This window comes from Streptomyces sp. L7, from assembly GCF_050990935.1.
GTDB lineage: Bacteria > Actinomycetota > Actinomycetes > Actinomycetales > Microbacteriaceae > Leifsonia.
In genome coordinates this window covers 3,083,033-3,108,651 of record NZ_CP194644.1, presented here as the reverse complement: position 1 = coordinate 3,108,651, position 25,619 = coordinate 3,083,033, and the positions used below count along the sequence as shown (strand labels likewise).

Sequence of the window (25,619 nt, the reverse complement as noted above, 5' to 3'; positions counted from 1 at the left end):
TGTCCAGGCCCGGGGACGCCGAAGGGGCGCCCGGCGGATGCCGGACGCCCCTCCAAAGGGTGTCGCTCGCTGCCTCTCAGCAGCGTGGCGTCAATGGCTGTGGGGACAGTTTCGATTTCATAACAGCCTCCAAGGCGGTTAGGTTCTATATGGTGAGGTAAGACTTTCAGACTTACGTGCTAAATTTCAACCGAAACCATGATCGCTGAACTCCCAGCGCAGCTATGCACTGCCCCGGACAGAACGGCTCTGCGATCAACTAGCTTTCGCGCCTGGAGATTGGAATCACTTGGAGTTCATCGGAGCGGTCATCGGAGCGGTCATCCTGGGGCTCGTCGGGCTGGCTTGTTGGGTCGGCGTCGCTCGGTTCAGGATCGCTCGGCGCCGCAGCAAGCTGTGATGTGTTGTAGTGCCGGTTGTAGGCCCAACCATCGGTGACGGTCCGGTGGAAGCGATGATCTTGCCATTGGTCGTGGCCGATAGGGACCGGTCTTCTTGAGTGTGATTCCGAGCTCAGCGCGGCTGTCGCGCTGGGCGTGGGAATTGTAGGGGAGAGCTGTTGTCGGAGAGCGCTCGTTGGACGCGGACTCCGTGGTCGGCTAACGAGGACACGGCTCGGCGCAGCACATTGGTGGCGATGGCGAGGGTCCCGTCGACGGGGATCTCGGCGTTGGCGACGCGGTGCGATCATCAATGACGGAGCACATACGCGAGCCCGATCAGAGGTTGGTATCGCTTGTTGCGTGGTCCGCGTGCGGCGACGAGCCGATTCTGATCGCCTTGACCGCATCCGAACAACCGCCGACCGCCGCCGCCGGAAACGCTGCCGAGTACTTCACATCGACATGGATCAACGTCACCGACATGGGTGAGCCGGTCAACGCGGTAGCGCACCCGTATGGCGCTGCCTGTGGAGGCTGACAGCCCCAACCGGCTGGCGATCTGCGCTGGGCGTGAGCGATTCTTGATCCGCAGATGCACGACCTCCTCCACCAACAACCGCGGTGTCCGATTCGGATGGTCTGCGGACGCCACGAACGATCAACCATCCCGTCTGGTCCGAGTTTGACTTACCGACGCGCCCGCTTCGCCCCGGCCGGCCAGAACGCCCATGGACACCATAGCTACAAGACCGTTTCCGCCGGATACCGCAGTGGTCCGTGTCCTCGGTGACGCGGGACTACGTCCACTCCACCGCTAGCTGTAGTGCCCGGGCAGGTTGTTCAATAGCCGAGCAATGGCCTCCCCATCAGGTAGACCAGCCCCGGGGACGACGGAGGGGCGCCCGGCTGATGCCGGACGCCCCTCCAAAGGGTGTCACGCTGCCGCTTCTCAGCGGCGAATGCTGGGTCTTACCAGCTCGACTTGGTGATGCCGGGCAGCTCGCCTCGGTGCGCCATGTCGCGGAAACGGACGCGCGAGATGCCGAACTTGCTGAGGTTTCCGCGGGGACGGCCGTCCACCGCGTCGCGGTTGCGCACGCGGATGGGGGAGGCGTCGCGGGGGAGCTTCTGGAGGCCCAGACGGGCGGCCTCACGCGACTCGTCGGTGCCGTTCGGGTCGACGAGCTGCTTCTTCAGCTCGGCCCGCTTGGCGGCGTAGCGCTCGACGATGACCTTGCGCTGCTCGTTCTTGGCGATCTTGGACGTCTTGGCCATGTTTAGCGCTCCTCTCGGAAGTCGACGTGCTTGCGCACGATGGGGTCGTACTTCTTGAGCACGAGACGGTCGGGGTTGTTGCGACGGTTCTTCTTGGTCACGTAGGTGTAACCGGTGCCCGCCGTCGAACGGAGCTTGATGATCGGACGGATGTCCTGCTGCTTCGCCATTGTTAGATCTTCTCCCCACGGGCCAGGAGGTCCTTCACCACGGACTCGATGCCACGGGCGTCGATGACCTTGATGCCCTTGGCGCTCAGCGTCAGGGTGACATTACGACGAAGAGACGGGACGTAGTACGTCTTCTTCTGGATGTTCGGGTCGAACCGGCGCTTCGTGCGTCGGTGCGAGTGCGAGATGTTGTGACCGAAGCCGGGAACGGCTCCAGTCACCTGGCACACTGCTGCCATTGCTTTCTTCTCCAATACCGTGATGCTGAACGCATCACCCAAGGTCACTTGTCGGCGCACGACTTCCCAAGCGTTTTCGTCATGGGGGTTCGTGCACGGCTAACGGAGTGGGAGGAGCCCACTCAGCCAAACATCTATGCTACGGCACCGAGGCGAGTGTGGCCAAATCGCGCCAAATCGGCCCGAATAAAGGGCCCTCTCATGCGATAAGACCCGCCTTATCGTGTAGCATTGAACCACCAACCCGCTTCTCCACGTGAGAGCGGGTCTTTTCTTTGTCACCACTCGTCAGGCTTGCGAAGCTTCCCGACCGGGTCGGGCAGTTGGCTGCTCCGGTAGTCCTCCGCTCGGAGGCGTCTCCACCAGTGACTCCCTGCCCCATCGTCGGCATTGCCCTTTAGTGCGCCGGCGGTCGGGTTCGTTGAGGGATTCACCATCCCGACCGGAACACGCTCGCGCGCGAGGCGCACTGGCAGTTCCAGGTCCGAGTCATTCGACACGACGATCGCGGCATCCACGGCATCGGTGAGGACATCGAACAGAAGATGCGACGCGACATTCACGTCCGACCCCTTCTCCTCCCGCTTGCGCACCGTGGCGAACACGAGTCGACCGTCGCCCGACGACACGGCACGCAACGGTAGACGGAGGTCCCACGACTCGTCGTCATGGAGATAGACGCTGGGCCGGAATGTGCCTGGCGGCTGGATGACCAGCGGTTCTGCCTTCGCCCACGAGACGTAGCGCCCCTCGGCGATCACATCGACGGAGCGCGACGCGACCAGGGCGTCGAGATAGATCGACTGATCCAGATTGGCACCCGGACTGTCGAGCGGATCAACTCGAGCGGTGCAATACACCACCCGGGTGAGCTGAGAGCCTGGCCAGCCCGCAAGAGGCTCCACCAGCGCCCGCACGTCGAGCCATCGCCAACCCGCCGTGGACCGCCCACAGTGCTTCCTGGCCCCGTAGTAGAGGTTGTAGCCGTCGACATAGACACCGATGCGCATCGAACCACTTTAGCCGGTGCGTATGTCAGGCGTTAGATTCCGCCGCCGCCTTTGCCGAACACCCCGCGCACAACCCGAACACATCCACCACATGCTGCGCCTGCGTGAACCCGTGCGACGCCGCCGCCGCGCGCGCCCACTGCTCGACCTCGTCGGCCTCGATCTCCACCGTCAGCCCGCATTTGCGGCAGATCAGGTGGTGGTGGTGTCCGGTCGTGCAGGCGCGGTACAGGCTCTCGCCCTCCGGCGACTGCAGCGAGTCCGCGTCGCCCTCCGCCGCGAGGTCCGCGAGCGCGCGGTAGACCGTCGCGAGGCCGATCGGGGAGCCGGTCTCGTGCAGGCTCAGGTGGAGTCCCTGCGCGCTGATGAAACCCTCCGTCGAGGTCAGTGCCTCGCGGACGGCCTCCCGCTGCCAGGTGTTGCGCTTCACGTGTCCAGGCTAGCCTCTCCGGCTCACGAGTCGCCGGGAACCGCGCGTGCCGACGAGTCGGCAGGCCACGTAGATGAGGAACGAGATCGTCGTCACGTACGGGCTGATCGGCAGGGAGCTGCCGAGCGCCAGCAGGATGCCGCCGACCACCGAGAGGAGGGCGAAGCCCACGCTCAGCAGCGGGACCAGCAGCGGTGACGACGAGACGCGCATGGCTGCGGCCGCGGGCGTCACGAGCAGCGACAGCACCAGGAGGGCGCCGACGATCTGCACCGACACCGCGACGGCGAGGCCGAGCAGGACCATGAAGGCGAGCGCGACGAAGCGGGTCGGGACGCCGCGGGAGGCCGCCACGTCGGCGTCCAGACTGTCGAACATGAGCGGGCGCCACATCAGCAGGAGGGCGATCAGCACGATCGCGCCGATGACGAGAAGCGAGCCGAGCTGCGGGTCGTCCACCGACACGATCTGGCCGGTGAGCAGGCCGAACTTGTTCGCGCTGCGCCCGGGATACAGCGCCAACGCGAGGATCCCGAGCCCCAGCCCGAACGGCATCAGCACCGCGATGATCGAGTTGCGGTCCCGCGCCCGCGCGCCGAGCAGTCCGATCAGGATGGCGGCGATCAGCGATCCGACGAGCGAGCCTGCGACGACGTTCACGCCGAACAGCAACGCCACCGCCGCACCCGCGAAGGAGAGCTCGCTGATCCCGTGCACGGCGAACGCCATGTCCCGCTGCATCACGAAGACGCCGATCAGGCCGCCGACGACGCCGAGCACCGCACCGGCGAAGATCGAGTTGCGCACCAGCGCGAGCAGCTCGCCGTAGTCGGTGAAGTTGAAGAGCTGCGACCAGAGATCGTTCATGCGGCAGGCTCCGGGTGCGAGGTACGGGTGTGATCGTGGTGCGAGTGGGTCTCCGCGTCCGGGATCCCGACGACGACGATGCGCCCGCGGCTCCGGATGACGTCCACCGGCGTCCCGTACAGGTCGGTCAGCACCTCGCTGCGCAGCACCTCGTCCGGGGTGCCGGTGCGGAACCGGCCGCCGGCGAGGTAGAGCACGCGGTCGACCATCCCGAGGACCGGGTTCACGTCGTGCGTGACGAAGACGACCGCGCTGTCGTGCTCGCGCCGGCGGCGGTCGATGAGCTCGCTCACCCCGCGCTGGTGCTGGAGGTCGAGCGACAGCAGCGGCTCGTCGCAGAGCAGCAGGGTCGGGTCGCCGGCGAGTGCCTGCGCGACACGGAGCCGCTGCTGCTCGCCCCCGGACAGTGATCCGACGGGGGTGTCCGCGTAGCGGCGCGCGCCGACCGAGTCGATGAGCTGCTCCACCTGCTCCCGGTCGCCGCGGTTCGGGATGGGCAGGCCCCAGCGGTGCCCGTTGACGCCGAGCGCGACGAGGTCGCGGGCGCGCATCGGGGTGCCGGCCGGGATGAGCTTCTGCTGCGGGATGTAGCCGATGCGCCGGTCGCCGCGCCGCACCGGGTGGCCGTCGAGCACGATGCTCCCGGAGTCGAGCGACTGCTGGCCGAGGATCGTCTTCAGGAGGCTGGTCTTGCCCGAGCCGTTCGGCCCGAGGACAGCGACGAACTCGCCGGCGTGGACGTCCAGGTCGAGCCCGCTCCACAGTGTGCGGTCGCCGAATCCCAGGGCGGCGTCCCGGAGGCTGAGGACCACGTCGCGTTCGGCCGGCGCAGCGACGCGCTCGATCGGCTCGCTCACTGGGCCAGCGCCGCTCCCACGGCGTCGAGGTTCGCGTTCATCCAGCTCACGTAGTCCTTGCCTTTCGGAAGCGTCTCAGTGACGGGCACAACGGGGATGTCCGCCGCCTTGGCCGCTGCCAGGACGCGGGCGGTCTCGGGTCCACTGGTCTGCTCGTTGTAGACGAGCAGCCGCACCTTGTGGCCGCTGAACAGGGCGAGCGTCTGATGCAGCACGAGCGGGGACACGTCGGTACCGCTCTCGATCGCGGCTCTGAACTTCTCCGGTGTCTTGTCGACGAGCCCGCTGGACTCCAGCAGGTAGAGCGGGACGGGCTCCGTGACCGCGACACCTGCGCCGGCGTACGTCGCCTTCAGCTCGGCCTCCCGGCTCTGGAGGGCGGCGAGCTTGCCGGAGAAGGTCGCGGCGTTCTTCGCGAAGGTCGCCTTCTGCGCCGGGTCGGCCTTCGACAGCGCGTCGGTCAGGGCGGTCGTGAACTTCTGGATGGTGGGGAAGTCGTACCAGACGTGCTCGTTGAGGTCGCCGCCCTGCGCCTTCTTGCCCGAGATGTCGACCACGTTCAGCACCGTGGCCTTCGCGTTCTTCGCGCCGGTCCGGAGGGTGGTCATGAAGTCGTCGTAGCCGCCGCCGTTCTCGATGAGGATGTCGGCCTTCGACACGGCGAGCTGGCTTTGGGCGCTCGCCTCGAAGGAGTGCGGGTCCTGCGCGGGGTCGGTCATCAGCGCGGTCACGTCGACCGCGCCGCCGGCGATCGTGGAGGCGATGTCGCTGTAGACGTTGGTGCTGGTGACGACGCGGACCTTGCCGTCGTCGGAGGATGACCCGGCGGTGCAGCCGGTCAGGGCCGCGACGGTCGCGGCGGCGAGGGCGAGGGTGAAGACCGAACGCTTCAACATGGGGACCTGTCTAATCCGTGGGTGTACCACGAATCTATCCCTAATTGAGAACGATTGTCAAAATCACTAACACGCGCGATTCGGCACGAATGTCGACTTTCAGCGCGCGAAAGGCGACATTCGGCACGAATGTTTGGGCTCAGTCGAGCAGCAGCGCGGGCTCCTCGATGATGGAGGCCACGTCGGCCAGGAAGCGCGACGCCACGTCCCCGTCCACCACACGGTGATCGAACGACGCGCCCACGGTGGTGACGTAGCGCGGGCGCACCTCGCCGTCTACGACCCAGGGCTTCTGCTTGATCGTGCCGAGCGCGACGATGCCGACCTCGCCCGGGTTCAGGATCGGCGTCCCGGTGTCCATCCCGAACACGCCGATGTTCGTGATGGTGATCGTGCCGCCCGCCATGTCGGCCGGGGGAGTCTTGCCCTCGCGCGCGATCAGGGTCAGCTCCTCGAGCGCCTTCGCGAGCTCGAGCAGGGTCATGCCCTGCGCCTCCTTGATATTCGGCACGATGAGCCCGCGCGGCGTCGCGGCGGCGATGCCGAGGTTCACGTAGTGCCGGACGATGATCTCCTCATCGGTCCACGTGGAGTTCACGGTGGGGTTGCGGCGGACCGCCCAGATGATCGCCTTCGCCACGATGAGGAGCGGCGACACCTTGATCCCGACGAAGTCGGGCGACGTCTTGAGGCGCTTGACGAACTCCATCGTGCGGGTGGCGTCGACGTCCACGAACAGGCTGACGTGCGGGGCGCTGAACGCGCTGGACGTCATCGCGTTCGCGATCGCCTTGCGCACGCCCTTGACCGGGATGCGGTCCTCGCGGTCGTTCGGCCACTCCGGAGTCTGGATGTTGCGGAACACGCTCGCCTGGGTGGCCTCCCGGAGCACATCCTCCCGGGTGATGTCGCCGATCGGGCCGGTCGGAGTGACGATCGTGAGGTCGACGCCGAGGTCCTTCGCCAGCTTGCGGATCGGCGGCTTGGCGATCACCGGGGCGCGCCCGGCGGAGGAGGCGCCGGCCGGAGCCGACGGGGCGGGAGCGGCCGCGGCCGACGCAGCAGCAGCGGGAGCAGCAGGGGCCGGCGTGAACGTCACCGGGATGGAGGCGGTGCCCGGGTGCGTCACCCGGCGCCGGCGGCTGGTCCCGTGACCTGCGGCGCCGTACCCGACGAGCACGGCGCCCGCTTTCGGCTCATCAGCCTCGTGCGACACGCTCTGCGCGGCGTCGGCCTCCGCCTCGGCGATCTCGCTCACCGGCTCGGCCGGCTCGGCGGGAGCAGCAGCGCCACCGGTGACGGTGATGATCGGCGTGCCGACCTCCACCGTCTGTCCCTCGGACACGAGCAGCTCGCCCACGGTCCCCTCGAACGGCGACGGCAGCTCCACGAGCGACTTGGCCGTCTCGATCTCCACGATCACCTGGTTGACCGCGACCGGCTCTCCGGGCGCGACCTTCCACGAGACGATCTCGGCCTCGGTCAGACCCTCGCCGACGTCGGGCAGCAGGAACTGGGACTCGCTCATGTGCGGCTTCTTTCGTTCGGCGCAGGCTCAGTACGCGAGCGCGCGGTCGACGGCTTCGAGGATGCGGTCGGCGTCCGGCAGGTAGACGCCCTCCAGCTTGGCCGGCGGGAAGGGGGTGTCGAAGCCGGCGACCCGCAGCACGGGCGACTCCAGCGAGTAGAAGGCCTTCTCGGCCACCACGGCGGCGACCTCGGAGGCGACGGACACGGTGCCGGGAGCCTCCTGCGCGACGATGAGCCGCCCGGTCTTCTGCACCGACTGGAGCACCGGAGCGTAGTCGATCGGAGCGAGCGAGCGGAGGTCGACGACCTCCAGGCTGCGGCCCTCCTCGGCGGCGACCTCGGCGGCGCGCAGCGCGACCGGGACCATGCCCGCCCATGCCACGATCGTCGCGTCCGTGCCGGTGCGCACGACGCGGCTCGCGTGGAGCGGCACCGGGTTCTCCTCGGTGTCGACGTCGCCCTTCGGCCAGTAGCGGCTCATCGGCTCGAAGAAGATCACCGGGTCGTCGGAGGCGATGGCCTCCTGGATCATCCAGTACGCGTCGTTCGGCGTCGAGGGCGCGACGACCCGGAGGCCCGCGGTGTGCGCGAAGTACGCCTCCGGAGCCTCCTGGTGGTGCTCGACGGCGCCGATGTGGCCGCCGTGCGGGATGCGGATGACGACCGGCATGGACACCGCGCCGCTGTGCCGGTTGGTCAGCTTGGCGAGCTGCGTCGTGATCTGGTCGAAGCCGGGGAACACGAAGCCGTTGAACTGGATCTCCACCACCGGGCGGTAACCGCGCATCGCCAGGCCGATGGCCGAGCCGATGATGCCCGCCTCCGCCAGCGGGGTGTCGAGCACGCGCTTCGCGCCGAACTCGGCCTGCAGTCCCTCGGTGACGCGGAAGACGCCGCCGAGCGGGCCGATGTCCTCGCCCATGAGCAGGACCTTCGGGTCCGCGGCGAGCGCGCGCCGGAGGCCGGCGTTGAGCGCCTTCACCATCGGCATCGACTGGATGCGCGGTCCGGCCGCCTCGGCGGCGGACTCCGCCCCGGGTGCGGGAGTCTCCTGCGGCTCGCCGACCTCCGACTCGGTGTCGATCGCCTCCGACTGCTCCGGCACAGTCTCGTCCTCGACCACGAACTCGCGCGTCCACTCCTGCTCGGCCACATGCTCCTCGAGCACGCGGGAGCCGGGCTCGCTCTCCACGATCTCGACCACGTCGATGGCCTGCGTGTCGTCGAACGGCTCGTCGTGCGCGGCGCTGTCGGCGTCCGGCGTCTCGTCCTCCACCAGCTCGGCCTCCACGTATCCGGTCTCGCCCCTCAGGTCGCTCATGCGTCACCTCCGAACGACGCTTCGTACTCCTGCAGCCAGCGCCGCTGCTCGTCCATCACGGGATGCGGCTCACTGTAGACGTTGTCGAACATGCTCTCGATCGGCGGGACCTCGAGGGTGAGCGTGCGCCGGCGGACGTCGGACGCCAGGTCGGCCGCCTCTTCGTGGGCTGTGTCGAAGAACGCCTGGCCGACGCCCTGGTTCTCCAGGAACGCCCGGAACCGCAGGATCGGGTCGCGCTCGGCCCAGTACGCCACCTCGTCGTCGGTGCGGTACTTGGTCGGGTCGTCGCTCGACGTGTGCGCGCCCATCCGGTAGGTCAGAGCCTCGATCATGCTCGGGCCCTCCCCGTTGCGCGCGTCGTCGAGGTGTTTCGCGGTCACCGCATAGGCGGCGAGCACGTCGTTGCCGTCGAGCTGCACGCCCGGGATGCCGAAACCGCTCGACCGCAGGTAGAGCGGGGTGCGCGACTGCGTCTTCACCGGCACCGAGATGGCCCAATGGTTGTTCTGCAGGAAGAAGACCTGCGGGGTCTGGTAGCTGGCGGCGAAGACGAAGGCCTCGCTGACATCGCCCTGGCTCGTCGCGCCGTCGCCGAAGTAGGCGATCACGGCCTCGTCGACCTCGGGGTCGCCGGTGCCGACCTTGCCGTCGAGCTTGACGCCCATCGCGTAGCCGGTGGCGTGCAGGGTGTGCGAGCCGATGACGAGCGTGTAGAGGTGGAAGCCGTGGATGGCGGGGTCCGTCGGGTCCCAGCCGCCGTGCGTGGTGCCGCGCAGCAGCCCCATGATGCCGACCGGGTCGATGCCGCGGATCATGCCGACCACGTGCTCCCGGTACGACGGGAACAGGTTGTCCTGCGGCTTGGCCGCGCGGGCGGAGCCGACCTGGGCGCCCTCCTGGCCGCGGCTCGGCACCCACAGGCCGAGCTGGCCCTGGCGCTGGAGGTTGGCCCCCTCGTCATCCACGGCACGCACGCGGACCATGTCGCGGTAGAAGGTGCGGTAGTCCTCCTCCCCGAGTCGCTCGAGGTAGGGGAGGTACTCTCCGGCCGGGTCGCTCGGCTGGAACCGGCCGTCTGCGGTCAGCAGCTGGACGGTGTTCGCCGGGCGCGGGGTATCGTTCGTCGCAACCACCGTTCTAACCTAACCGCTTGCCCGGGTGCCCATTTGGTAGGTTCCGCACAAGATCGGCAGCGACCTCCAGGAGTTTCTCCACAGATTCCTGCTCGCCGACGCTGATACGGATGCCCTCCGGCGGGAACGCCCGCACGGTCAGGCCCGCGTCGAAGAACGCGTCGTTGGCGGCCGCGGTCTCCTCGCCGGTCGCCAGCCAGACGAAGTTGCCGTTGGCCTCCGGGACGTTCCAGCCCTGGGCGACCAGCGCGTTCCGCAGCTTGTCGCGGCGCATGGCGATGCGGGCGACCCGCTCCATGAGCTCGTCCTCGGCGTCGATCGACGCAAGCGCGGCGACCCGGGAGGCGTCGGTCACCGACAGCGGGATGGCCGCCGACCGCGCCGCGTTCAGGACTGCCGCCGGGCCGACCGCGTAGCCGATCCGGAGGGCGGCGAGCCCGTAGGCCTTCGAGAAGGTGCGCAGCACGACGAGGTTCGGGTAGCGCGAGAGCAGCGGGATGCCGTCCACCGAGGCGTTGTCGGTGACGAACTCGTAATAGGCCTCGTCGAGCAGCACCAGGAGGTCGCGGGGCGCGGACGCCATGAACGCCTCGAACTCGGCGGCCGTGACGACCGGCCCGGTCGGGTTGTTGGGCGTGCAGACGATCGCGACCCGCGTGCGGTCGGTGATCGCGGCGGCCATCGCCGGGAGGTCGTGCCCGCCGTCCGGCCGGTTCGGCACCTGAACGCTGGTCGCGCCCGCGACGGTGACCAGGCCCGGGTAGGCCTCGAACGACCGCCACGAGTAGACGACCTCGTCGCCGGTCCCCGCTGCGGCGGAGATGAGCTGCGCGAGCAGCGCGACCGACCCGCTGCCGAGGTGCACCTGGTCGACGTCGACGCCGTGCCGTTCGGCGAGCCGCTCGCGGAGGTCGGCGCCGCCCGCGTTGGGGTAGCGGTTGAGCTCGCTGAGCGTCCCGGCCACGGCCTCCACGACGGAGGGGAGCGGGGGATAGGGGTTCTCGTTGCTGGACAGCTTGAAACCGTCCGCCGGCGCCGGGCGGCCCTGCTTGTAGGCAGGGACCGCCACGATCTCGGGCCGCAGCCGCACGCCGTGCGCGTCTAGGTCAGTCACAGACCCAACTTAGTCGCGGGCGGATACCCGCGGGAGCATTCCTCTTTATTGGGCGGTGCGACGACGCTGGATGGTGAGCCGGATGGAGGAGTTGAGGAAGGCGGCGGCGAGGAACAGCCCGAAGACGACGCTGGACGCCGTTGCAAGGTAGCGATCGGTGTGCACCGGGAAGAAGAAGGCCTGCAGTTCGCCGAGCGCGTAGAAGCCGCCGATGAACCATCCGATCCTCGGCCGGGCGCTCAATCGCCACCACGGTCGGGGAGGCTGCACGGGCTCACCCTCACCGCGGAACGACCGTGCGAGCGCGATGACCACGATCGGCCAGAGAGCATTGCTGACCACGGTGACCACGGTGACCGGTACCGCAAGCTGGGCGAGTTGCGTCAAGACTCGCCACCCCACTTCGAGCAGGACGATGAACCCGAATTTGTGCCACGGATTCATCACCCGCAGCGGCCGCCACTGCAGCGGCGGGTACACCTTCTTCACTCGCGGAGCGTCGATGAGCTGCGGCGGAACAAGTCCGTTCTGGTCCGGTATCCGGCCGTCTTTGTTGGGCACGCCGCGACTCTAGCGGCGAGCCCCTGCCCTCCGCGCCTCCCGTTTGGGAGGATGTGCCCATGCGATTCCTGCTCAAGGTGATCATCAACGCGGTGGCCCTGTGGCTGACGACCCTGATCGTCAGCGGCGTCACCGTCGTCCCCTACGCCGCGGGAAGCACGGCGACCGTCCTGACCTACCTGCTCGTCGCCCTCATCTTCGGCGTGGTCAACGCGATCGTGGGCACGGTGATCCGCATCGTCGCCTTCCCGCTCTACATCCTCACGTTGGGCCTCATCTCGTTCATCGTGAACGGGCTGCTGCTGCTCCTGGTGTCGTGGATCAGCGGCCTGATGGGCTTCGGCCTCCACGTCGCGAGCTTCTGGTGGGGCGTCCTCGGCGCGCTGGTGCTCGGCATCATCGGCTGGCTCATCGGCCTGATCTTCCGGCCGTTCACGCGCGAGCGCTGACGCCCTCCCGAGTGCGGGAGAATAGAGGCGAATCCACCACGCCGATCCCGCGAGGAGTCCCATGACCGCCCTGCCTCCCCAGCCGCTCAGCCCCCTGGACGGCCGCTACCGGTCCTCGGTCCTCGGCCTCGGCGACCACCTGTCGGAGGCGGGCCTCAATCGGGCGCGCGTCCAGGTCGAGGTCGAATGGCTGATCTACCTGACCGGCCACCGGATGTTCGGCTCCTCCCCGCTCACCGACGAGCAGGTCGGCCAGCTTCGCGCCCTCGCCGACGAGTTCGGGCAGCCCGAGATCGACCGGCTCGCCGAGCTGGAGGCCACCACCAAGCACGACGTGAAGGCCGTCGAGTACCTGGTCCGCGAGCGCCTGCACGCGCTGGGCCTCGACCACATCGCCGAGCTCACCCACTTCGCCGCCACCAGCGAGGACATCAACAACCTCTCCTACGCGCTCACCGTGAACGCCGCGGTCGCCCAGGTCTGGCTGCCCGCCTTCCGCAACGTGATCGCCGAGCTGCGCGCACAGGCCGTCCAGTATCGCGACGACGCCATGCTCGCCCGCACCCACGGCCAGCCCGCGACCCCGACGACGATGGGCAAGGAGCTCGCGGTCTTCGTGCACCGCCTCGACCGCATCCGGAAGCAGGTGGAGGCCACCGAATACCTGGGCAAGTTCAGCGGCGCGACCGGCACCTTCGCCGCGCACCTGGTCGCGGACCCCGACGCCGACTGGCCGCGCATCTCGCAGGAGTTCGTGGAGAGTCTCGGCCTCGACTGGAACCCGCTCACCACGCAGATCGAGTCGCACGACTGGCAGGCCGAGCTCTACGCCCGCGTCTCGCACGCCAACCGCGTCCTGCACAACCTGTGCACCGACATCTGGACGTACATCTCGATGGGCTACTTCCGGCAGACCCCGGAGCCCGGCGCGACCGGCTCCTCGACCATGCCGCACAAGGTCAACCCGATCCGTTTCGAGAACGCGGAGGCCAACCTCGAGCTCTCCAGCGCCGTCCTCGACTCGCTCGCCGCCACGCTGGTGACCAGCCGCCTGCAGCGCGACTTGACCGACTCCACCACGCAGCGCAACATCGGGGTGGGCCTCGGCCACTCGCTGCTGGCGCTCGACAACATCCAGCGCGGCCTCGCCCAGATCTCCCTCGACCGCGACGCCCTCGCGACCGACCTCGACCTCAACTGGGAGGTGCTGGCCGAGGCCATCCAGACGGTGATCCGCGCGGAGGTCACCGCCGGGCGCTCCACGATCTCCGACCCGTACGCGCTGCTCAAGGAGCTGACCCGCGGCAAGCGCGTCGACCACGAGGCGCTGACGGCGTTCGTGGACGGCCTCGAGATCGGCCAGGCGGCGAAGAACCGCCTGCTGGCACTCACGCCCGCGGGATACGTGGGGCTGGCGTCGGAGTTGGTCGACCGGCTCTGAGGCCGCCGGCGGGATCGCCTCGGCGGGGCTCAGTGCCCCCGGGGCGTCCCGTTCTCGTCACCGTCACGTGCGGTGCCCGGCTTCGCGGTGTCGCTGTGGCCCGCGGCCTTCTCCTGGGCCTCCACGTCCTGCTCGTGGATGTCCTCCACCTCGGCCGCGTTCGGCTTGAAGGCGAGCGCGAACAGCGCCATCAGCACGAGCGACAGGATGAACGCGATCCCGAAGGCGACGCCGGCGAGGATGAACTCGCGCGTCGCGATCAGGACGATGAGGCCGACGAAGACGCCGAGGCCCGCGGAGATGCCGAGCAGCTCGGCAGGCAGGAAGCGGTCGCGGCGGGTCGGCTGGAGGCTGTTGGTCACGCTGGGGTCTTTCTTGTCGCGCTTGGTCACGATCCGCTCTCCGTCCGGCGGGCGGCCGCGGCGGAGCGGGCCGCCGATCGCAGGGAGGCTGCGCCGATGCCCTGGAAGACGCCGACGACCACGGCCCAGGCGCCGAACAGCCCGATGGCGAGCACGGCATCGGCCGGCACGAAGAGCAGCACCAGAGCAAGGATCGCGGTGAGCGCACCGGTGATGAGCCAGTCGCGCGCGGCCGCGTCGTTCCGGCGCTCGCGGAGGCCGCTGTAGAGCTCGAGGATTCCGGTGAGCGCCGCCCACACGGTCACCACGTAGAGGAAGAGACCGAGACCGCTGGCGTTGAGAGCGATGGCGAGCGCTCCGGCGAGGATGCCGATGCAGCCCTGGACCGCGAAAAGGGTGCGGGTGATGCCCTTCGAGGCGAACAGGAGGCTGAGGACGCTGGTGGCGAGGCCGTCGGCCACCGCGAAGACACCGAAGACGATGAGGCCGAACTGCGGGGTGTGCGCGTCCCGGGTGAAGGTGACGACTGCGGCCGCGGCGAGCGCGACGATCGCGCGCACGGCGGGGACGACCCAATAACGGCTCGAGTTCGGATCGCCCTGATTCTGGGGAACGGCGGGTGCCACTCGGCGACCTCTCTCAGTCAGGATTCGCTCCCAGTCTAGTCGCGGGCTTCCTGCGCGTTTGCCGCGGGGCAGCCTCCCACGGCGCCTACGATCGCGCCGCGCGGATCGGGTTCGGCACGCTCAGCACCGCCGCGATCCCTTCCTTGATCCTCAGACAGCACCGGAGTGCTGAAGCTTCCGCACCGGCCGCCGTCACACCGCAGCCGTCAGCTCGTCCCCGTCGGGCCGCGCCCAGGCGACGATCGCGGCGATGCCACCGACCACGAGCACGAACGCGCCCGTCGGCAGGACGGTGGCGCTGATCGGATGGTGCCAGCTCAGCGCGACGAGGACGCCGGCCGCGGCGCCGAAGACTGTCGCGATCGAGAACGTCGCCGAGACCACGCGCGCGAAACCGGTCTGGAAGAGCGAACGCAGCCCGAGCGCCGCGGCCAGGATGATCCAGGTGACGGCGAGCGGCGCGACGACGACCGCACCGTAGTCGTCCCTCAGCAGGACGCCGGGTACGACGTAGACGATGCTCGCCGCGAGCAGCAGCAGGGCTCCGACCGCGGCGAAACCGGCCAGCCGCCCGCGCTCGGACCGCACCCGCAGGGCGGGCTCGACCAGCGACGGCCAGGTGAACGCGAGCGCGAAGGACACCACCGCAAGAGCGACAGGACCTGCGCCCTGCAGCAACGGGATGAGGATGGTGTTCACCGTTCCATTCGACTCCGCCTGGCGAGCGCCCGCGTCCTCCCGGAGGATGATCCGCGCTCGGAGAACCTTATGCGCCCGCTTTCGGGTGGCCCAGCGTCGGCGAGCCGGTCACGCCTGCTCGGCCAGCGTGGCCTTCGTGTACCCGACGAGGGCGTTGGCGTGCCCGTGCCCCATCCCGTACTCGGACGTCAGCCACCCGACGACCTCCATGTGCGTGGCCCCGGTGTCCAGCCGCCCGACCACGAGGTCCAGCCACTCCTGGACCGGCCGCCCGTAGTTCTTCTCGATGCTCGGGAAGTACGACGGCGGTCCCATGACCTTCTCGCCGGGTGCGATCACGGGAGCGACGACGCGGTGCTGGGCCATGCGGGGAGTCTAGCGGCGGCGTGGGAGGGGCTGCGTAGCCGCCTGTGTCGGATTCGATCCCCTAAGTTCGCATCATGGCATCACCTGGAGCGCCCCTCTGATCGCCTTCTCGATCGTCGTGGGGCTGGGTGGGATGGTCGTCGGCGCGTGGGTGCTTCTGACCCTGCCCTCGGATGGTCCCGTCCCGCATGGTCCTGTCCCGGGCGCCGACGCAACACTCTCCTCCACAGCGCACACCTACATGGAGGCTGCGAAGCACAGCGACTGCGGCATGACCCGCGCCCTCACGACCTCCAACACGACGGCGTGGTGCGACGGACCTCGGCTTCTCTCGTACACGCTGCTCGGTCGCACCGGCGATGACGGCGAGTGCATGTCGTATTCGATCACCACCGACACCGGCCTCGACGGCACCGATCAGGGCGGAACGGAAGGGTGGTCGTTCTGCTACCGCCAGACAAAGGCGGGCTGGCGGCTCTGGGATCAGGGACAGGGCTGACCCGCCAGGGCGGCTGCGACTCACCCGCCGGTCGTGACGGCCAGCGGGATCTAGATCGGCGCCATGTCCGCGAAGCGGGAGTACATGCCCTGGAAGGCCACCGTCACGGTCTTGGTGGGGCCGTTGCGGTGCTTCGCGACGATCAGGTCGGCCTCGCCGGCGCGGGGGTTGTCCTTCTCGTAGGCGGACTCGCGATGGAGCAGGATGACGACGTCCGCGTCCTGCTCGATCGAGCCCGACTCGCGGAGGTCGCTCAGGGCGGGGAGTTTGTCGGCTCGCTGCTCAGGGCCACGGTTCAGCTGTGACAGGGCGATCACGGGGACCTGCAGCTCCTTGGCGAGCAGCTTCAGCGCTCGCGAGAACTCGCTGACCTCCTGCTGGCGGCTCTCGACGCGCTTGCCGCTCGTCATGAGCTGGAGGTAGTCGATGATGACCATCTTGAGGCCGACGCGCTGCTTGAGGCGGCGGCACTTGGCGCGGATCTCCACCAGGGTCATGTTCGGGCTGTCGTCGATGTAGAGCGGGGCGTCGTTGATGCGACCGCGCGTGGAGGCGATGGTCGTCCAGTCGCGGTTGTCGACGGTGCCCTTGCGCATGTGCTGCAGCGGGACGGTGGCTTCGGCGGAGAGGAGGCGCATCGCGATCTCGCTGCGCCCCATCTCGAGCGAGAAGAAGATGGTCGGCATGTCGTGCTTGATGGCGGCGGCGCGCGCGAAGTCCAGCGCCAGCGTGGACTTTCCGAGGGCGGGGCGCGCGGCGACGATCACCATCTGGCCGGGGTGGAGGCCGTTGGTCAGCTCGTCGAGCTCGGCGAAGCCGGTCGGCACGCCGGTCATCGAGCCGTCCTTGTGCTTGGCGGCCTCGATTTCGTCGATCGCGACGGTGACGGCCTCGGTCAGGGGGACGTAGTCCTCGACCTCCTGGTGGCCGGTGACCGAGTAGATCTCGGCCTGGGCGTTGTTGACGAGGTCGAGCACCTCGCCTTCCGCCTTATAGCCCATCTGCGTGATGCGGGTGCCGGCCTCCACCAGGCGGCGGAGCAGCGCCTTCTCGGTGACGATGTTGGCGTAGTAGCCGGCGTTGGCGGCCGTGGGGACGAGGCTCGTGAGCGTGTGGAGGTACTCGGCGCCGCCGGCCCGGGACAGCTCGCCCAGCTTGGTCAGCTCGTCGGTGACGGTGATGACATCGGTCGGCTCGCCGTGCGAGTACAGCGAGAGGATCGCGTCGTAGATGATCTCGTGCTTGGGGATGTAGAAGTCCGTGCCGCGGACGACCTCGACGACGTCAGCCACGGCGTCCTTGCTGAGCAGCATGCCGCCGAGGGCGCTCTGCTCGGCGAGGAGGTCGTGAGGAGGGTGCGCTCCGGAGAACGGGCCTCGCCCGGTTCGCGGCTGTCAGCGAGACCGATATGGGCGATCGACACGTGCTCTCCTCACTTCTCCTGTTGCGAGAGCGCACCGGTCGGTGCTCCCCTCTCAAGCGTGCGCCGCCCACGTCCGGTCGGCGCGCGGGCACGCCGAGTAGGCCATCAGCACAGTCGCTGTGACCGTGCCGGAGAGACCGCGCCGAAGCGCGCCCGCTCGAAGAATACGGACGGCCACCGACAACGTCCCGCAACCTTCTGCGAGCCGATCCTCGGCGGTCTTCCGTCGACGTCGCTCAACCCTACGAACCGACGGCCGCGCCCACAACTCCGCCTGTGGATAACTCTGGGGATAATCTGGGCGAAACGCCGACGCGGCTGTGCACAAGGTGTGGGATCCGCTGTGGAAAACCAAAAATCTTCGAACCAAAAAACGCCCTTGACCAGGAATTCCTGTTTCCCCAGGCTGTGTGTAAAAAGTTCCTTCCGACCTGTGGTCGACGCTGTCGGACCGGGCCTGTGCACTGTGGATGGAGCCGGGGAAAACTCCACTTAACGAGGTGTAGCGGCGGGCTCTCGCCCGCCGCTACACTGTGAGATTTCCGACCGCTACTTGGCGGCGACCACCTGCAGGGAGATGACGGCCGAGAGGTCGTCGTGCAGGCGGACCGTGGCCTCGTGGTCACCGGTCACCTTGATGGGGTTGGGGAGCTCGATCTTGCGCTTGTCGAGCTCGCCGATGCCTGCGGCCTTGACCGCGTCGGCGACGTCGCCCGTCTTCACGGAACCGAACAGACGGCCCTCGCGGCCGGCCTTGACGACCAGCTTGACGCGGGTCGCCTCGAGCTTCGCCTTGAGGTCCTGGGCCTGCTCGATCGTGTGCAGCTCGCGAGCGGCACGGGCCGCCTTGATCTGCTCGACCTGCTTCTCGCCTCCACGGCTCCACGCGATGGCGAAGCCCTGGGGGACGAGGTAGTTGCGCGCGTAGCCGTTCTTGACGTCGACGACGTCACCGGCGGAACCGAGGCCGGTGACCTCGTGCGTGAGAATAACCTTCGACATTGTGTCTCTTCTCCTTAACGGCCGGAGCCGGCGTAGGGCAGGAGGGCCATCTCACGCGCGTTCTTGACGGCGCGGGCGATCAGGCGCTGCTCCTGGACGGAGACACCGGTGATGCGGCGGGCGCGGATCTTTCCACGCTCGGAGATGAACTTCCGCAGGGTCGCGACGTCCTTGTAGTCAATGACGCCGACGCGGACGGACTTCGCCGGCGCGGCGTTCTTCCCGTCCTTGCCCTTGCGGATCGGCTTGCGGCGGTCGCCGCTCGACTTTCCAGCCATGATTTCCTTTGCTTTCCGCCTGGCGAGCCCGAGGCCCGCCAGACAAACTCAGTTGTTCGGACCCGTTAGAAGGGGGTCTCGTCGTTGTAGGAGCCCGGAGTGTTCCAGACGTCGGCGCCCGCGGACGGGTCCGCGGGTGCGGAGGCGGCCCACGGCTCCTCGACAGCGGGAGCACCGCCGCCGAAGCCACCGCCACCGCCAGGACCACGCGACGACTGCGCACGGGTCACCTGTGCGGTGGCGTACCGCAGCGACGGCCCGATCTCATCGACCTCGAGCTCCATGGAGGTGCGCTTCTCGCCCTCCTTGGTCTCGTAGGAGCGCTGCTTGAGCCGCCCCTGGGCGATGACGCGGGACCCCTTGGTCAGCGAGCCCGCGACGTGCTCGGCGAACTCGCGCCAGACGCTCGCGCGCAGGAAGAGAGCCTCACCGTCCTTCCACTCGTTCGCCTGACGATCGAACGTGCGGGGAGTGGATGCGATGGTGAAGTTGGCGACAGCCAGCCCGTTCTGCGTGTAACGCAGCTCGGGGTCGGCCGTGAGGTTGCCCACCACGGTGATGACGGTCTCGCCGGCCATGGGACTAGGCGCCGGCCTTCTCGGAGGCGGCAGCGGCCTTGTCGGCGGAGGAGGACGCCTTGCGGGCGGCCTTCTCGTCGGCGCGCTTCTGAGCGGCCGCGACCTGGGCGATGGCCTCTTCGGCACGGAGCACCTTGGTGCGCATGACGGCCTCGCTGAGCTTCAGCTGGCGGTCGAGCTCCTTCGTGGTGTCACCGGTCGCGGTGAGCTGCACGACGGCGTAGATGCCTTCGGACTTCTTGTTGATCTCGTACGCCAGGCGGCGACGACCCCAGATGTCGATGTTGTCGATAGATCCACCGTCGTTGCGAACGACGTTGAGGAACTTGTCGAGGCTGGGAGCTACGGTGCGCTCATCGATCTCGGGATCGAGGATGACCATCAACTCGTACTGATGCATGACTAACCCACCTCCTCTGGTCTCAGCGGCTGCAGACGTTCTGCAGCAGGAGGGTTCTACATCGGTTGCGTAGGCAGGAATCTGCCCGGGCAACTTGTCAAGGGTAGCTGATGCGCTGGTCCCGCGCCAACCGGGGCGCTGGGCGATGGGGTCTGCGACGGTCTCTGCGATGCTCATGGGTCCAGCCTCGCGATGACGGGAGGCCCGCAGTGCGTCGGGCGCGAATCTGTGGACAACTCATCCGAGTGCCGCGACTGTGGAGGAGGGAGCGGCCGACCTCCTATCGCGCCTCCCACCACGCGAGCAGGCGCCGCGTGGCCTCCTCCTCGCCCAGCGGTCCTTCGTCGAGCCGCAGCTCCAGGAGAAAGGAGAGCGCTTGACCGACGTCGCGTCCGGGCCTCAGCCCGAGCAGCCGCATCACCTGCTCCCCGTCGAGGTCGGGACGGACGGCGTCCAGCTCCTCCTGCGCCTTCAGCTCGGCGATGCGCTGCTCCAGGTCGTCGTACGCGAAGCCGAGCCGGTCGGCCTTCCGCCGGTTGCGCGTCGTCACGTCGGCGCGGGTCAGCATGTGGAGGCGCTCCAGCTCGCCTCCGGCGTCGCGCACGTACCGGCGGACGGCCGAGTCGGTCCAGTGCGCGTCGGAGTACCCGAAGAAGCGGAGGTGCAGCTCGATCAGGCGCGCGACCGAGTCGACGGTGGCCTTGTCGAAGCGCAGGGCGGTCAGCCGCTTCTTGGCGAGCTTCGCGCCCACGACGTCGTGGTGATAGAAACTGACGGCGCCGCCGGGCTCGAACCGCCGCGTCGCCGGCTTTCCGATGTCGTGCAGGAGCGCGGCGATCCGAAGCACCAGGTCGGGCGCGGTGCCGGGGTGACGCTCCTTCTCGTAGCCGATCGCCTGGTCGAGCACGGTCAGGCTGTGCTGGTACACATCCTTGTGGTGGTGGTGCTCGTCCACCTCCAGCCGCAGCGCCGGCACCTCCGGCAGCACCTGGTCGGCGAGTCCGGAGCCCACGAAGAGCTCGATGCCGGGGCGCGGGTCGTCGGCCGCCAGCAGCTTGGTGAGCTCGTCGCGCACGCGCTCGGCGCTGACGATCCCGATCCGGTCGGCCATGTCGGCCATCGCCTCGCGGGTCGGATCGTCGACGGTGAACCCGAGCTGCGCGGCGAACCGGGCGGCGCGCATCATCCGCAGCGGGTCGTCGCCGAACGACACCTCGGGGCTCGCGGGCGTCGTGATACGTCGGGCCAGGAGGTCCTCCACGCCGCCGGACGGGTCCACCAGCCGCACCTCCGGGATGCGGAGGGCGAGCGCGTTGACCGTGAAGTCCCGGCGCAGGAGGTCGCCCTCGAGCGTGTCCCCGAACTGCACCTCCGGCTTCCTCGTCGCGCCGTCGTAGCTGTCGCTGCGGTAGGTCGTGATCTCCACCGTGTCGTCGCCGAAGCGGGCGCCGATCGTCCCGAACGCGCGGCCGATGTCCCACACGGCGTCGGCGAGCGGCCGGACGACGCCGAGGATGTCGTCCGGACGCGCGTCGGTGGTGAAGTCCAGATCGTGGACCGCGCGGCCCAGAAGCGCGTCGCGCACGGGACCCCCACGAGCGACAGCTCGAAGCCGGCTGCGGCGAACGCCCGGGCGAGCCGATCGACCGTCGGGGTCTTCGCGAGGGCGCCGAGGCGGTCGAGGGATTCGGCGACGGACTGCATGGTGCCTCAGTTTAATGGGACGCCGGACGCGCCGCTCGCCTCGCCCGGACGCCGCGTGCTCGCCGGGCTCTCACAGGGGGCGGCCCCTAGAATCGACGACATGGAGGCGGAACCGGGATCGTGCGTCGGCGCATGAGCGTACCCCGCTTCACCCTCCGGGGTGCGCGACTGCCTGCTGCCCTCATCGGCGCGGGCATCGCCGTCGTCGCCCTGCTGGGCGGTCCCGCCGGGAGCCAGGCGACCGCGTCCTCCGCGACCGTCGCCGCAGCCTCCGTCCGCACCGCGACGAACGCCTCGATCAGCGCATCCCTGACCGCCGACAACGGCGGAGTGCTGGCGCCCGGACAGGATCTGGTCACGTCCGTCACGGTGACCAACCCCACGGACACCCCCTACACGGCCGGCTCGGTCGGGCTCTGGCTGGACCCGCAGCAGCGGAAGACGCGAGCGGATCTCGCCTCCTGGCTCACCTCCGCGGACGCCGTCTCGGACCGCGTCGACCTCGGCAAGGCGACACTCCCCTCCTCGAGCCGGGTTCGAGTGTCGTGGTGCGCGTGAACGTGCCGGCCGCGGCCGTCCCGTTCGCTGCCAGGACCACTTCGGCCGTCTATGGGCTCGGCGCCACGGTCGACATCGGCCCGGTGGTCGCGAACGCCCGGGGGTCGGTCGTGTGGAGCCCGGGCGCCGCCGCGACGCGCTCCGCCGTCGGCGTCGTGATGCCGATCGTGAGCCCGTCGACCGGTGACGGCCTCATCTCCGCACAGGATCTGGCCACCTACACGGCGCCGAACGGCGTGCTGACCCGCGACCTCGACGGTCTCCAGAACCACGCGACCGTCGCCGTCGGCATCGATCCGATGATCCTCGCCTCCATCCGCGCGCTCGGGAACTCGGCACCCGCAACCGCGACGGCGTGGCTCGACCGGCTGAGTGCCCTCCCGAACGACACCTTCTCACTCGGTTACGGCGACGCGGATGTCGCCGGCCAGATCCAGGCCGGCCTGCCCGCGCCGCTGCAGCCGACCGCGCTGGGGTACGCGCTCGATCCCAAGAACTTCTCGCCGAGCCCGACGGCTATCGGGGAGCCGCAGACTCCGACGGCCCCGCCCGCGACGTCGCCCAGCCCGACCCCCACCCCCGGCACAGGGACGACCCTCCCCACCCTCGACCGGCTGCTGGCCTGGAACTACACCCTCCGCGGAGTCGCGTGGCCCGGCGACGACACCCTCCGCATCGCCGACCTCGCCCCCCTCGCGGCCGCCGGCCTCCGGACAGTCGTCCTCTCGGGCAGCAACACCAACGCCGACAAGCTCGACTCGACCCCGAACGCGCCGCAGCACATCGGATCGTCGGCGCTCGCGGTCACCGACCAGCGGCTCTCCGAGGCGCTCCGTCAGGCCGTCTCCGCGCCGAGCGACCTCGCCTGGAACACCGCCATGTCGAAGCTGAACGCGCAGCTCCAGCTCGTCAGCGCGGAGGGCACGACCCCACGCCACCTGCTCCTCGGGCTCGACCGCTCCTGGCCGTCGAGCGGGACGCAGCTCCAGCGCACGCTGGACGCCCTGTTCACCAGCCCGTTCGCGGCGCCGTCGACCTTCCCCGCCCTGCTGTCCTCCGCACCGTCGCCCGAGCTCGCGATGACCGACGCCCCGGAGTCGCAGGCCCGGATCGACAACATCCACCTGCTGCTGAAGGACGAGAAGTCGATCGACGAGTTCGCCACCATCCTCAGCGACCCGACGACGCTGACGGGGCAGACGCGGGCGCAGCTCCTCACCCTGCTCGCCGTCTCGTGGCAGAACCCGCGCACGTCCTGGACGGCCGCGGTCGGTGCGAGCAGGCAGTCGACGGTCAAGACCCTCCACGCGGTCCACATCCTGCCCACGGAGAGCGTGAACCTGGTGAGCGCGCAGGGGTCGATCCCGTTCACGGTCAGCAACGAGCTGAGCACGGAGGCGGCCACAGTCGTGCTCAGCGCGTCGCCGTCGAACAGCCGGCTGGAGATCGACGCACCGACCACGAAGTCCATCCCGCAGGACTCCCGGGCGACGATGCTCGTGCCGGTGAAGGCCAAGGTCGGCAACGGCCAGGTCATCCTCTCGCTGCAGCTCTACAGCCCGACGGGCGTGCCGATCGGGGACCCCAGCTCGGTCACGGTGGACGTGCACGCCGATTGGGAGGGCATCGGGGCGCTGATCTTCGGCGGCCTGCTCGTGCTGCTGTTCGGCTTCGGGATCGTGCGCAACATCCTGCGACGACGGAGCCAGCGCCGCAAGGACGGGGATGACGATGACGCCACCGAGACCGCCCGACCCCGCGGCGACGGCGACTCCGCCGCCGATGACGCGGACACCCAGCCCGCACCGGGCGGCGCCGATGGCTAGCGTCGGGCGCGCGAGCGCCATCCTCGCCTCGGGCACCCTCGTCTCGAGGCTGCTCGGCTTCGCCAAAGCGTGGCTTTTGGTCCAGGCGATCGGCGCGGTGTCCTTCGCCGCTGGCGCCTACGCCACGGCGACCACCATCCCGAACAGCCTGTACGCGATCATCGCCCAGGGCATCCTGAACGCGGTACTCGTACCGCAGATCATCCGAGCGTCGGTCAATGCTGACGGCGGCCGGGCTTACATCAACAAGCTCGTCACGCTCGGGATGGTCGTCTTCGCAGCGATCGCACTTGTCGCGACCCTCCTGGCTCCCGCGCTGATCGTGCTCTTCGGCGTGCTGCCGGAGCAGCGCCCCTGGCCACCGCGTTCGCCTACTGGTCGCTGCCGCAGATCTTCTTCCTCGGGCTGTACACGCTGCTCGGCGAGGTGCTGAACGCCCGCAAGTCGTTCGGTCCGTTCACCTGGGCGCCGGTCGTCAACAACATCGTCGCCATCGTCCTCCTCGTCGCCTTCATCGTCGCCTTCGGCACGGCGTCGCGCGGCGGGCACGGCACCGAGTGGTCGTTCGGGATGATCGCGCTGCTGGCCGGAGGCGCGACGCTGGGAATCGCCGTCCAGGCGCTCGTCCTGTTCATCTTCTGGCGCCGGATCGGCCTCCGTTTCCGCTTCGACTTCGGCTGGCGCGGGGTCAACCTGGGGACCGCCGGCAAGGCGGCGGGCTGGACGTTCGCGATGCTCATCGCGACGCAGCTCGCCGGCCTGATCGAGATCAACGTCTCGAACTCGGCGGGTCCCCAGTTCGCCGGCCCGTTCGTCATGCAGAACGCGTGGCTCATCTTCATGCTGCCGCACGGCATCATCGCGGTCTCCATCGTGACCGCCTTCTACACGCGGATGGCCGAGCACGCGCACCAGGGCGCGGTGAACTCGTTCCGGCAGGACTTCTCCTCGGCCGCGCGCTCGATCATGCTGTTCATCGTGTTCGCCTCGGCCGCGCTCATCGTCACTGCGTACCCGATCGCGCGCGTGTTCACCGGCGACTACCAGGCGATGGGGCTCGTGCTCATCGCCTACCTGATCGGCTTGGTGCCCTTCTCGCTGGTGTTCATGGCGCAGCGCGCGTTCTACTCGCTCGGGGACACGAGGACTCCGTTCTTCTTCACGCTCGCGCAGGTGGTCGTGATCGTGGTCGGCGTGCTCATCTGCTTCACCGTGCCCCCGTCGGTGCGCGCGGCGTCCGTCGCGTTCGTCGTCTCGCTGGCGAGCCTGCTTCAGGCGGTCCTCGCGTTCTGGCTGCTGCGCCGGCGGACCGGGGGAGTGGACGGGACGCGGATCTTCGCGTCGCTCTGGCGGTTCGTCGTCGCCGGCGTCGCCGCGATGATCGCCGGCGCCGGTTTCCTCGTCATCCTCGGCGGCGTGTCGGCGGGGGCGTTCCCGGTGAGCCATCCCATCGCCGCCATCGTGTCCACCGCGGTCGTCGGCGTCGTCATGCTGGTCGTCTACCTCGGGTTCCTCGCGATCCTGCGCTCGAACGACCTGGAGGCCGGTCTTGCGCCCGTTCTGGACCGCGCCGCGGCCCGTTCCTCCGCTCGCAGGTGACACGGAATAGCATCCGCCTA

At 68.8% G+C, this 25,619-nt stretch carries 26 protein-coding genes and 4 pseudogenes; 6 read left to right on the top strand and 24 right to left on the bottom strand.

What is annotated here, in order from left to right; genetic code table 11:
• Positions 1 to 719: 719 nt before the first annotated feature.
• The 14 genes from ACR5MH_RS15660 to ACR5MH_RS15595 form a co-directional block, all read right to left on the bottom strand.
• A complete protein-coding gene (locus ACR5MH_RS15660) occupies positions 720 to 866 on the bottom strand; it encodes a hypothetical protein (protein ID WP_431348026.1) in 147 nt (48 codons plus the stop codon).
• A 486-nt stretch (positions 867 to 1,352) separates the two neighbouring features.
• Entirely contained in the window at positions 1,353 to 1,658 is a 306-nt protein-coding gene (gene rpsN, locus ACR5MH_RS15655; protein WP_345838803.1) for a 30S ribosomal protein S14, read from the bottom strand.
• 2 nt (positions 1,659 to 1,660) lie between these two features.
• The gene (rpmG, locus tag ACR5MH_RS15650) at positions 1,661 to 1,828 is read right to left on the bottom strand and encodes a 50S ribosomal protein L33 (RefSeq protein ID WP_369961779.1); all 168 of its coding nucleotides are present in this window, start codon (positions 1,826 to 1,828) and stop codon (positions 1,661 to 1,663) included.
• A 2-nt stretch (positions 1,829 to 1,830) separates the two neighbouring features.
• Complete coding sequence (rpmB, locus tag ACR5MH_RS15645; protein WP_018188988.1) at positions 1,831 to 2,067, bottom strand: 50S ribosomal protein L28; 237 nt, start codon at positions 2,065 to 2,067, stop codon at positions 1,831 to 1,833.
• A 278-nt stretch (positions 2,068 to 2,345) separates the two neighbouring features.
• Positions 2,346 to 3,077 (bottom strand): NYN domain-containing protein, encoded by a 732-nt coding sequence (locus tag ACR5MH_RS15640; protein ID WP_431348025.1) that lies wholly within the window; start codon positions 3,075 to 3,077, stop codon positions 2,346 to 2,348.
• A 25-nt stretch (positions 3,078 to 3,102) separates the two neighbouring features.
• A complete protein-coding gene (locus ACR5MH_RS15635; protein WP_431348024.1) occupies positions 3,103 to 3,507 on the bottom strand; it encodes a Fur family transcriptional regulator in 405 nt (134 codons plus the stop codon).
• A gap of 9 nt (positions 3,508 to 3,516) precedes the next feature.
• Positions 3,517 to 4,374 (bottom strand): metal ABC transporter permease, encoded by an 858-nt coding sequence (locus ACR5MH_RS15630; RefSeq protein WP_431348023.1) that lies wholly within the window; start codon positions 4,372 to 4,374, stop codon positions 3,517 to 3,519.
• The gene (locus tag ACR5MH_RS15625; RefSeq protein ID WP_431348022.1) at positions 4,371 to 5,231 is read right to left on the bottom strand and encodes a metal ABC transporter ATP-binding protein; all 861 of its coding nucleotides are present in this window, start codon (positions 5,229 to 5,231) and stop codon (positions 4,371 to 4,373) included. Before ACR5MH_RS15625 ends, ACR5MH_RS15630 begins: the two co-directional genes overlap by 4 nt.
• Positions 5,228 to 6,127 (bottom strand): metal ABC transporter solute-binding protein, Zn/Mn family, encoded by a 900-nt coding sequence (locus ACR5MH_RS15620; protein WP_431348021.1) that lies wholly within the window; start codon positions 6,125 to 6,127, stop codon positions 5,228 to 5,230. Before ACR5MH_RS15620 ends, ACR5MH_RS15625 begins: the two co-directional genes overlap by 4 nt.
• 139 nt (positions 6,128 to 6,266) lie before the next feature.
• Positions 6,267 to 7,655, bottom strand: coding sequence for a dihydrolipoamide acetyltransferase family protein (locus ACR5MH_RS15615; RefSeq protein WP_431348020.1), 1,389 nt, complete (start codon positions 7,653 to 7,655; stop codon positions 6,267 to 6,269).
• 27 nt (positions 7,656 to 7,682) lie between these two features.
• Entirely contained in the window at positions 7,683 to 8,648 is a 966-nt protein-coding gene (locus ACR5MH_RS15610; protein ID WP_433862663.1) for an alpha-ketoacid dehydrogenase subunit beta, read from the bottom strand.
• A gap of 326 nt (positions 8,649 to 8,974) precedes the next feature.
• Positions 8,975 to 10,114 carry a thiamine pyrophosphate-dependent dehydrogenase E1 component subunit alpha gene (locus ACR5MH_RS15605; protein WP_431348019.1) on the bottom strand — a complete coding sequence of 380 codons (1,140 nt, stop codon included), beginning with the start codon at positions 10,112 to 10,114 and terminating at the stop codon, positions 8,975 to 8,977.
• 4 nt (positions 10,115 to 10,118) lie between these two features.
• Positions 10,119 to 11,228, bottom strand: coding sequence for a histidinol-phosphate transaminase (locus tag ACR5MH_RS15600; RefSeq protein WP_431348018.1), 1,110 nt, complete (start codon positions 11,226 to 11,228; stop codon positions 10,119 to 10,121).
• 45 nt (positions 11,229 to 11,273) lie between these two features.
• Positions 11,274 to 11,789: a hypothetical protein gene (locus tag ACR5MH_RS15595; protein ID WP_431348017.1), complete on the bottom strand. Its 516-nt coding sequence runs from the start codon at positions 11,787 to 11,789 to the stop codon at positions 11,274 to 11,276.
• Between the two features lie 59 nt (positions 11,790 to 11,848).
• Between ACR5MH_RS15595 and ACR5MH_RS15590 the strand changes: the two genes are divergently transcribed.
• Together ACR5MH_RS15590 and purB are read left to right on the top strand one after the other, a co-directional pair.
• Positions 11,849 to 12,238, top strand: a complete 390-nt coding sequence (locus tag ACR5MH_RS15590; protein ID WP_431348016.1) for a phage holin family protein — start codon at positions 11,849 to 11,851, stop codon at positions 12,236 to 12,238.
• 61 nt (positions 12,239 to 12,299) lie between these two features.
• Positions 12,300 to 13,679, top strand: a complete 1,380-nt coding sequence (gene purB / locus ACR5MH_RS15585; protein ID WP_433861930.1) for an adenylosuccinate lyase — start codon at positions 12,300 to 12,302, stop codon at positions 13,677 to 13,679.
• Positions 13,680 to 13,708: 29 nt separating this feature from the next.
• Here purB and ACR5MH_RS15580 read toward each other — a convergent pair whose 3' ends face one another.
• From ACR5MH_RS15580 to ACR5MH_RS15565, 4 genes are all read right to left on the bottom strand, one after another.
• Complete coding sequence (locus ACR5MH_RS15580; RefSeq protein WP_431348015.1) at positions 13,709 to 14,071, bottom strand: hypothetical protein; 363 nt, start codon at positions 14,069 to 14,071, stop codon at positions 13,709 to 13,711.
• Entirely contained in the window at positions 14,068 to 14,601 is a 534-nt protein-coding gene (locus ACR5MH_RS15575) for a DUF308 domain-containing protein (RefSeq protein WP_431348014.1), read from the bottom strand. The genes ACR5MH_RS15580 and ACR5MH_RS15575 overlap by 4 nt, the downstream gene beginning before the upstream one ends.
• A gap of 258 nt (positions 14,602 to 14,859) precedes the next feature.
• Complete coding sequence (locus ACR5MH_RS15570; protein ID WP_431348013.1) at positions 14,860 to 15,366, bottom strand: hypothetical protein; 507 nt, start codon at positions 15,364 to 15,366, stop codon at positions 14,860 to 14,862.
• A gap of 108 nt (positions 15,367 to 15,474) precedes the next feature.
• Complete coding sequence (locus tag ACR5MH_RS15565) at positions 15,475 to 15,732, bottom strand: DUF4287 domain-containing protein (RefSeq protein ID WP_431348012.1); 258 nt, start codon at positions 15,730 to 15,732, stop codon at positions 15,475 to 15,477.
• A gap of 271 nt (positions 15,733 to 16,003) precedes the next feature.
• Between ACR5MH_RS15565 and ACR5MH_RS15560 the strand changes: the two genes are divergently transcribed.
• Positions 16,004 to 16,231 (top strand): hypothetical protein, encoded by a 228-nt coding sequence (locus ACR5MH_RS15560; protein ID WP_431348011.1) that lies wholly within the window; start codon positions 16,004 to 16,006, stop codon positions 16,229 to 16,231.
• Between the two features lie 50 nt (positions 16,232 to 16,281).
• Here ACR5MH_RS15560 and dnaB read toward each other — a convergent pair.
• The 6 genes and pseudogenes from dnaB to ACR5MH_RS15530 form a co-directional block, all read right to left on the bottom strand.
• A pseudogene (gene dnaB, locus ACR5MH_RS15555) lies at positions 16,282 to 17,613 on the bottom strand (replicative DNA helicase); the annotation flags it as partial.
• Between the two features lie 590 nt (positions 17,614 to 18,203).
• Positions 18,204 to 18,656 carry a 50S ribosomal protein L9 gene (gene rplI, locus ACR5MH_RS15550; protein WP_431348010.1) on the bottom strand — a complete coding sequence of 151 codons (453 nt, stop codon included), beginning with the start codon at positions 18,654 to 18,656 and terminating at the stop codon, positions 18,204 to 18,206.
• Positions 18,657 to 18,670: 14 nt separating this feature from the next.
• A complete protein-coding gene (gene rpsR, locus ACR5MH_RS15545) occupies positions 18,671 to 18,934 on the bottom strand; it encodes a 30S ribosomal protein S18 (protein ID WP_018189012.1) in 264 nt (87 codons plus the stop codon).
• Between the two features lie 65 nt (positions 18,935 to 18,999).
• Complete coding sequence (locus tag ACR5MH_RS15540) at positions 19,000 to 19,512, bottom strand: single-stranded DNA-binding protein (RefSeq protein ID WP_431348009.1); 513 nt, start codon at positions 19,510 to 19,512, stop codon at positions 19,000 to 19,002.
• Between the two features lie 118 nt (positions 19,513 to 19,630).
• Positions 19,631 to 19,912, bottom strand: a pseudogene (gene rpsF / locus ACR5MH_RS15535) (30S ribosomal protein S6); the annotation flags it as partial.
• A 280-nt stretch (positions 19,913 to 20,192) separates the two neighbouring features.
• Positions 20,193 to 21,616, bottom strand: a pseudogene (locus ACR5MH_RS15530) (CCA tRNA nucleotidyltransferase).
• Between the two features lie 132 nt (positions 21,617 to 21,748).
• Between ACR5MH_RS15530 and ACR5MH_RS15525 the strand changes: the two are divergent.
• From ACR5MH_RS15525 to murJ, 3 genes and pseudogenes are all read left to right on the top strand, one after another.
• A pseudogene (locus tag ACR5MH_RS15525) lies at positions 21,749 to 24,000 on the top strand (DUF6049 family protein).
• Positions 23,993 to 24,433, top strand: coding sequence for a lipid II flippase MurJ (locus ACR5MH_RS15520; protein ID WP_431348006.1), 441 nt, complete (start codon positions 23,993 to 23,995; stop codon positions 24,431 to 24,433). The pseudogene ACR5MH_RS15525 and the gene ACR5MH_RS15520 overlap by 8 nt, the downstream one beginning before the upstream one ends.
• Entirely contained in the window at positions 24,355 to 25,599 is a 1,245-nt protein-coding gene (gene murJ, locus ACR5MH_RS15515) for a murein biosynthesis integral membrane protein MurJ (protein ID WP_433862662.1), read from the top strand. Before ACR5MH_RS15520 ends, murJ begins: the two co-directional genes overlap by 79 nt.
• Positions 25,600 to 25,619: the final 20 nt, after the last annotated feature.

Excerpts from the sequence above, each read along its gene's own strand:
- rpmB (WP_018188988.1), bottom strand. The coding sequence starts at position 2,067 with ATGGCAGCAGTGTGCCAGGTGACTGGAGCCGTTCCCGGCTTCGGTCAC.
- ACR5MH_RS15640 (WP_431348025.1), bottom strand. The coding sequence starts at position 3,077 with ATGCGCATCGGTGTCTATGTCGACGGCTACAACCTCTACTACGGGGCC.
- rpsN (WP_345838803.1), bottom strand. The coding sequence starts at position 1,658 with ATGGCCAAGACGTCCAAGATCGCCAAGAACGAGCAGCGCAAGGTCATC.
- ACR5MH_RS15565 (WP_431348012.1), bottom strand. The coding sequence starts at position 15,732 with ATGGCCCAGCACCGCGTCGTCGCTCCCGTGATCGCACCCGGCGAGAAG.
- ACR5MH_RS15520 (WP_431348006.1), top strand. The coding sequence starts at position 23,993 with ATGGCTAGCGTCGGGCGCGCGAGCGCCATCCTCGCCTCGGGCACCCTC.
- rpsR (WP_018189012.1), bottom strand. The coding sequence starts at position 18,934 with ATGGCTGGAAAGTCGAGCGGCGACCGCCGCAAGCCGATCCGCAAGGGC.
- rplI (WP_431348010.1), bottom strand. The coding sequence starts at position 18,656 with ATGTCGAAGGTTATTCTCACGCACGAGGTCACCGGCCTCGGTTCCGCC.
- rpmG (WP_369961779.1), bottom strand. The coding sequence starts at position 1,828 with ATGGCGAAGCAGCAGGACATCCGTCCGATCATCAAGCTCCGTTCGACG.
- ACR5MH_RS15630 (WP_431348023.1), bottom strand. The coding sequence starts at position 4,374 with ATGAACGATCTCTGGTCGCAGCTCTTCAACTTCACCGACTACGGCGAG.
- ACR5MH_RS15590 (WP_431348016.1), top strand. The coding sequence starts at position 11,849 with ATGCGATTCCTGCTCAAGGTGATCATCAACGCGGTGGCCCTGTGGCTG.
- ACR5MH_RS15610 (WP_433862663.1), bottom strand. The coding sequence starts at position 8,648 with ATGCCGATGGTGAAGGCGCTCAACGCCGGCCTCCGGCGCGCGCTCGCC.
- ACR5MH_RS15540 (WP_431348009.1), bottom strand. The coding sequence starts at position 19,512 with ATGGCCGGCGAGACCGTCATCACCGTGGTGGGCAACCTCACGGCCGAC.
- purB (WP_433861930.1), top strand. The coding sequence starts at position 12,300 with ATGACCGCCCTGCCTCCCCAGCCGCTCAGCCCCCTGGACGGCCGCTAC.
- ACR5MH_RS15615 (WP_431348020.1), bottom strand. The coding sequence starts at position 7,655 with ATGAGCGAGTCCCAGTTCCTGCTGCCCGACGTCGGCGAGGGTCTGACC.
- ACR5MH_RS15560 (WP_431348011.1), top strand. The coding sequence starts at position 16,004 with ATGACCCGCGCCCTCACGACCTCCAACACGACGGCGTGGTGCGACGGA.
- ACR5MH_RS15660 (WP_431348026.1), bottom strand. The coding sequence starts at position 866 with ATGTCGGTGACGTTGATCCATGTCGATGTGAAGTACTCGGCAGCGTTT.
- ACR5MH_RS15620 (WP_431348021.1), bottom strand. The coding sequence starts at position 6,127 with ATGTTGAAGCGTTCGGTCTTCACCCTCGCCCTCGCCGCCGCGACCGTC.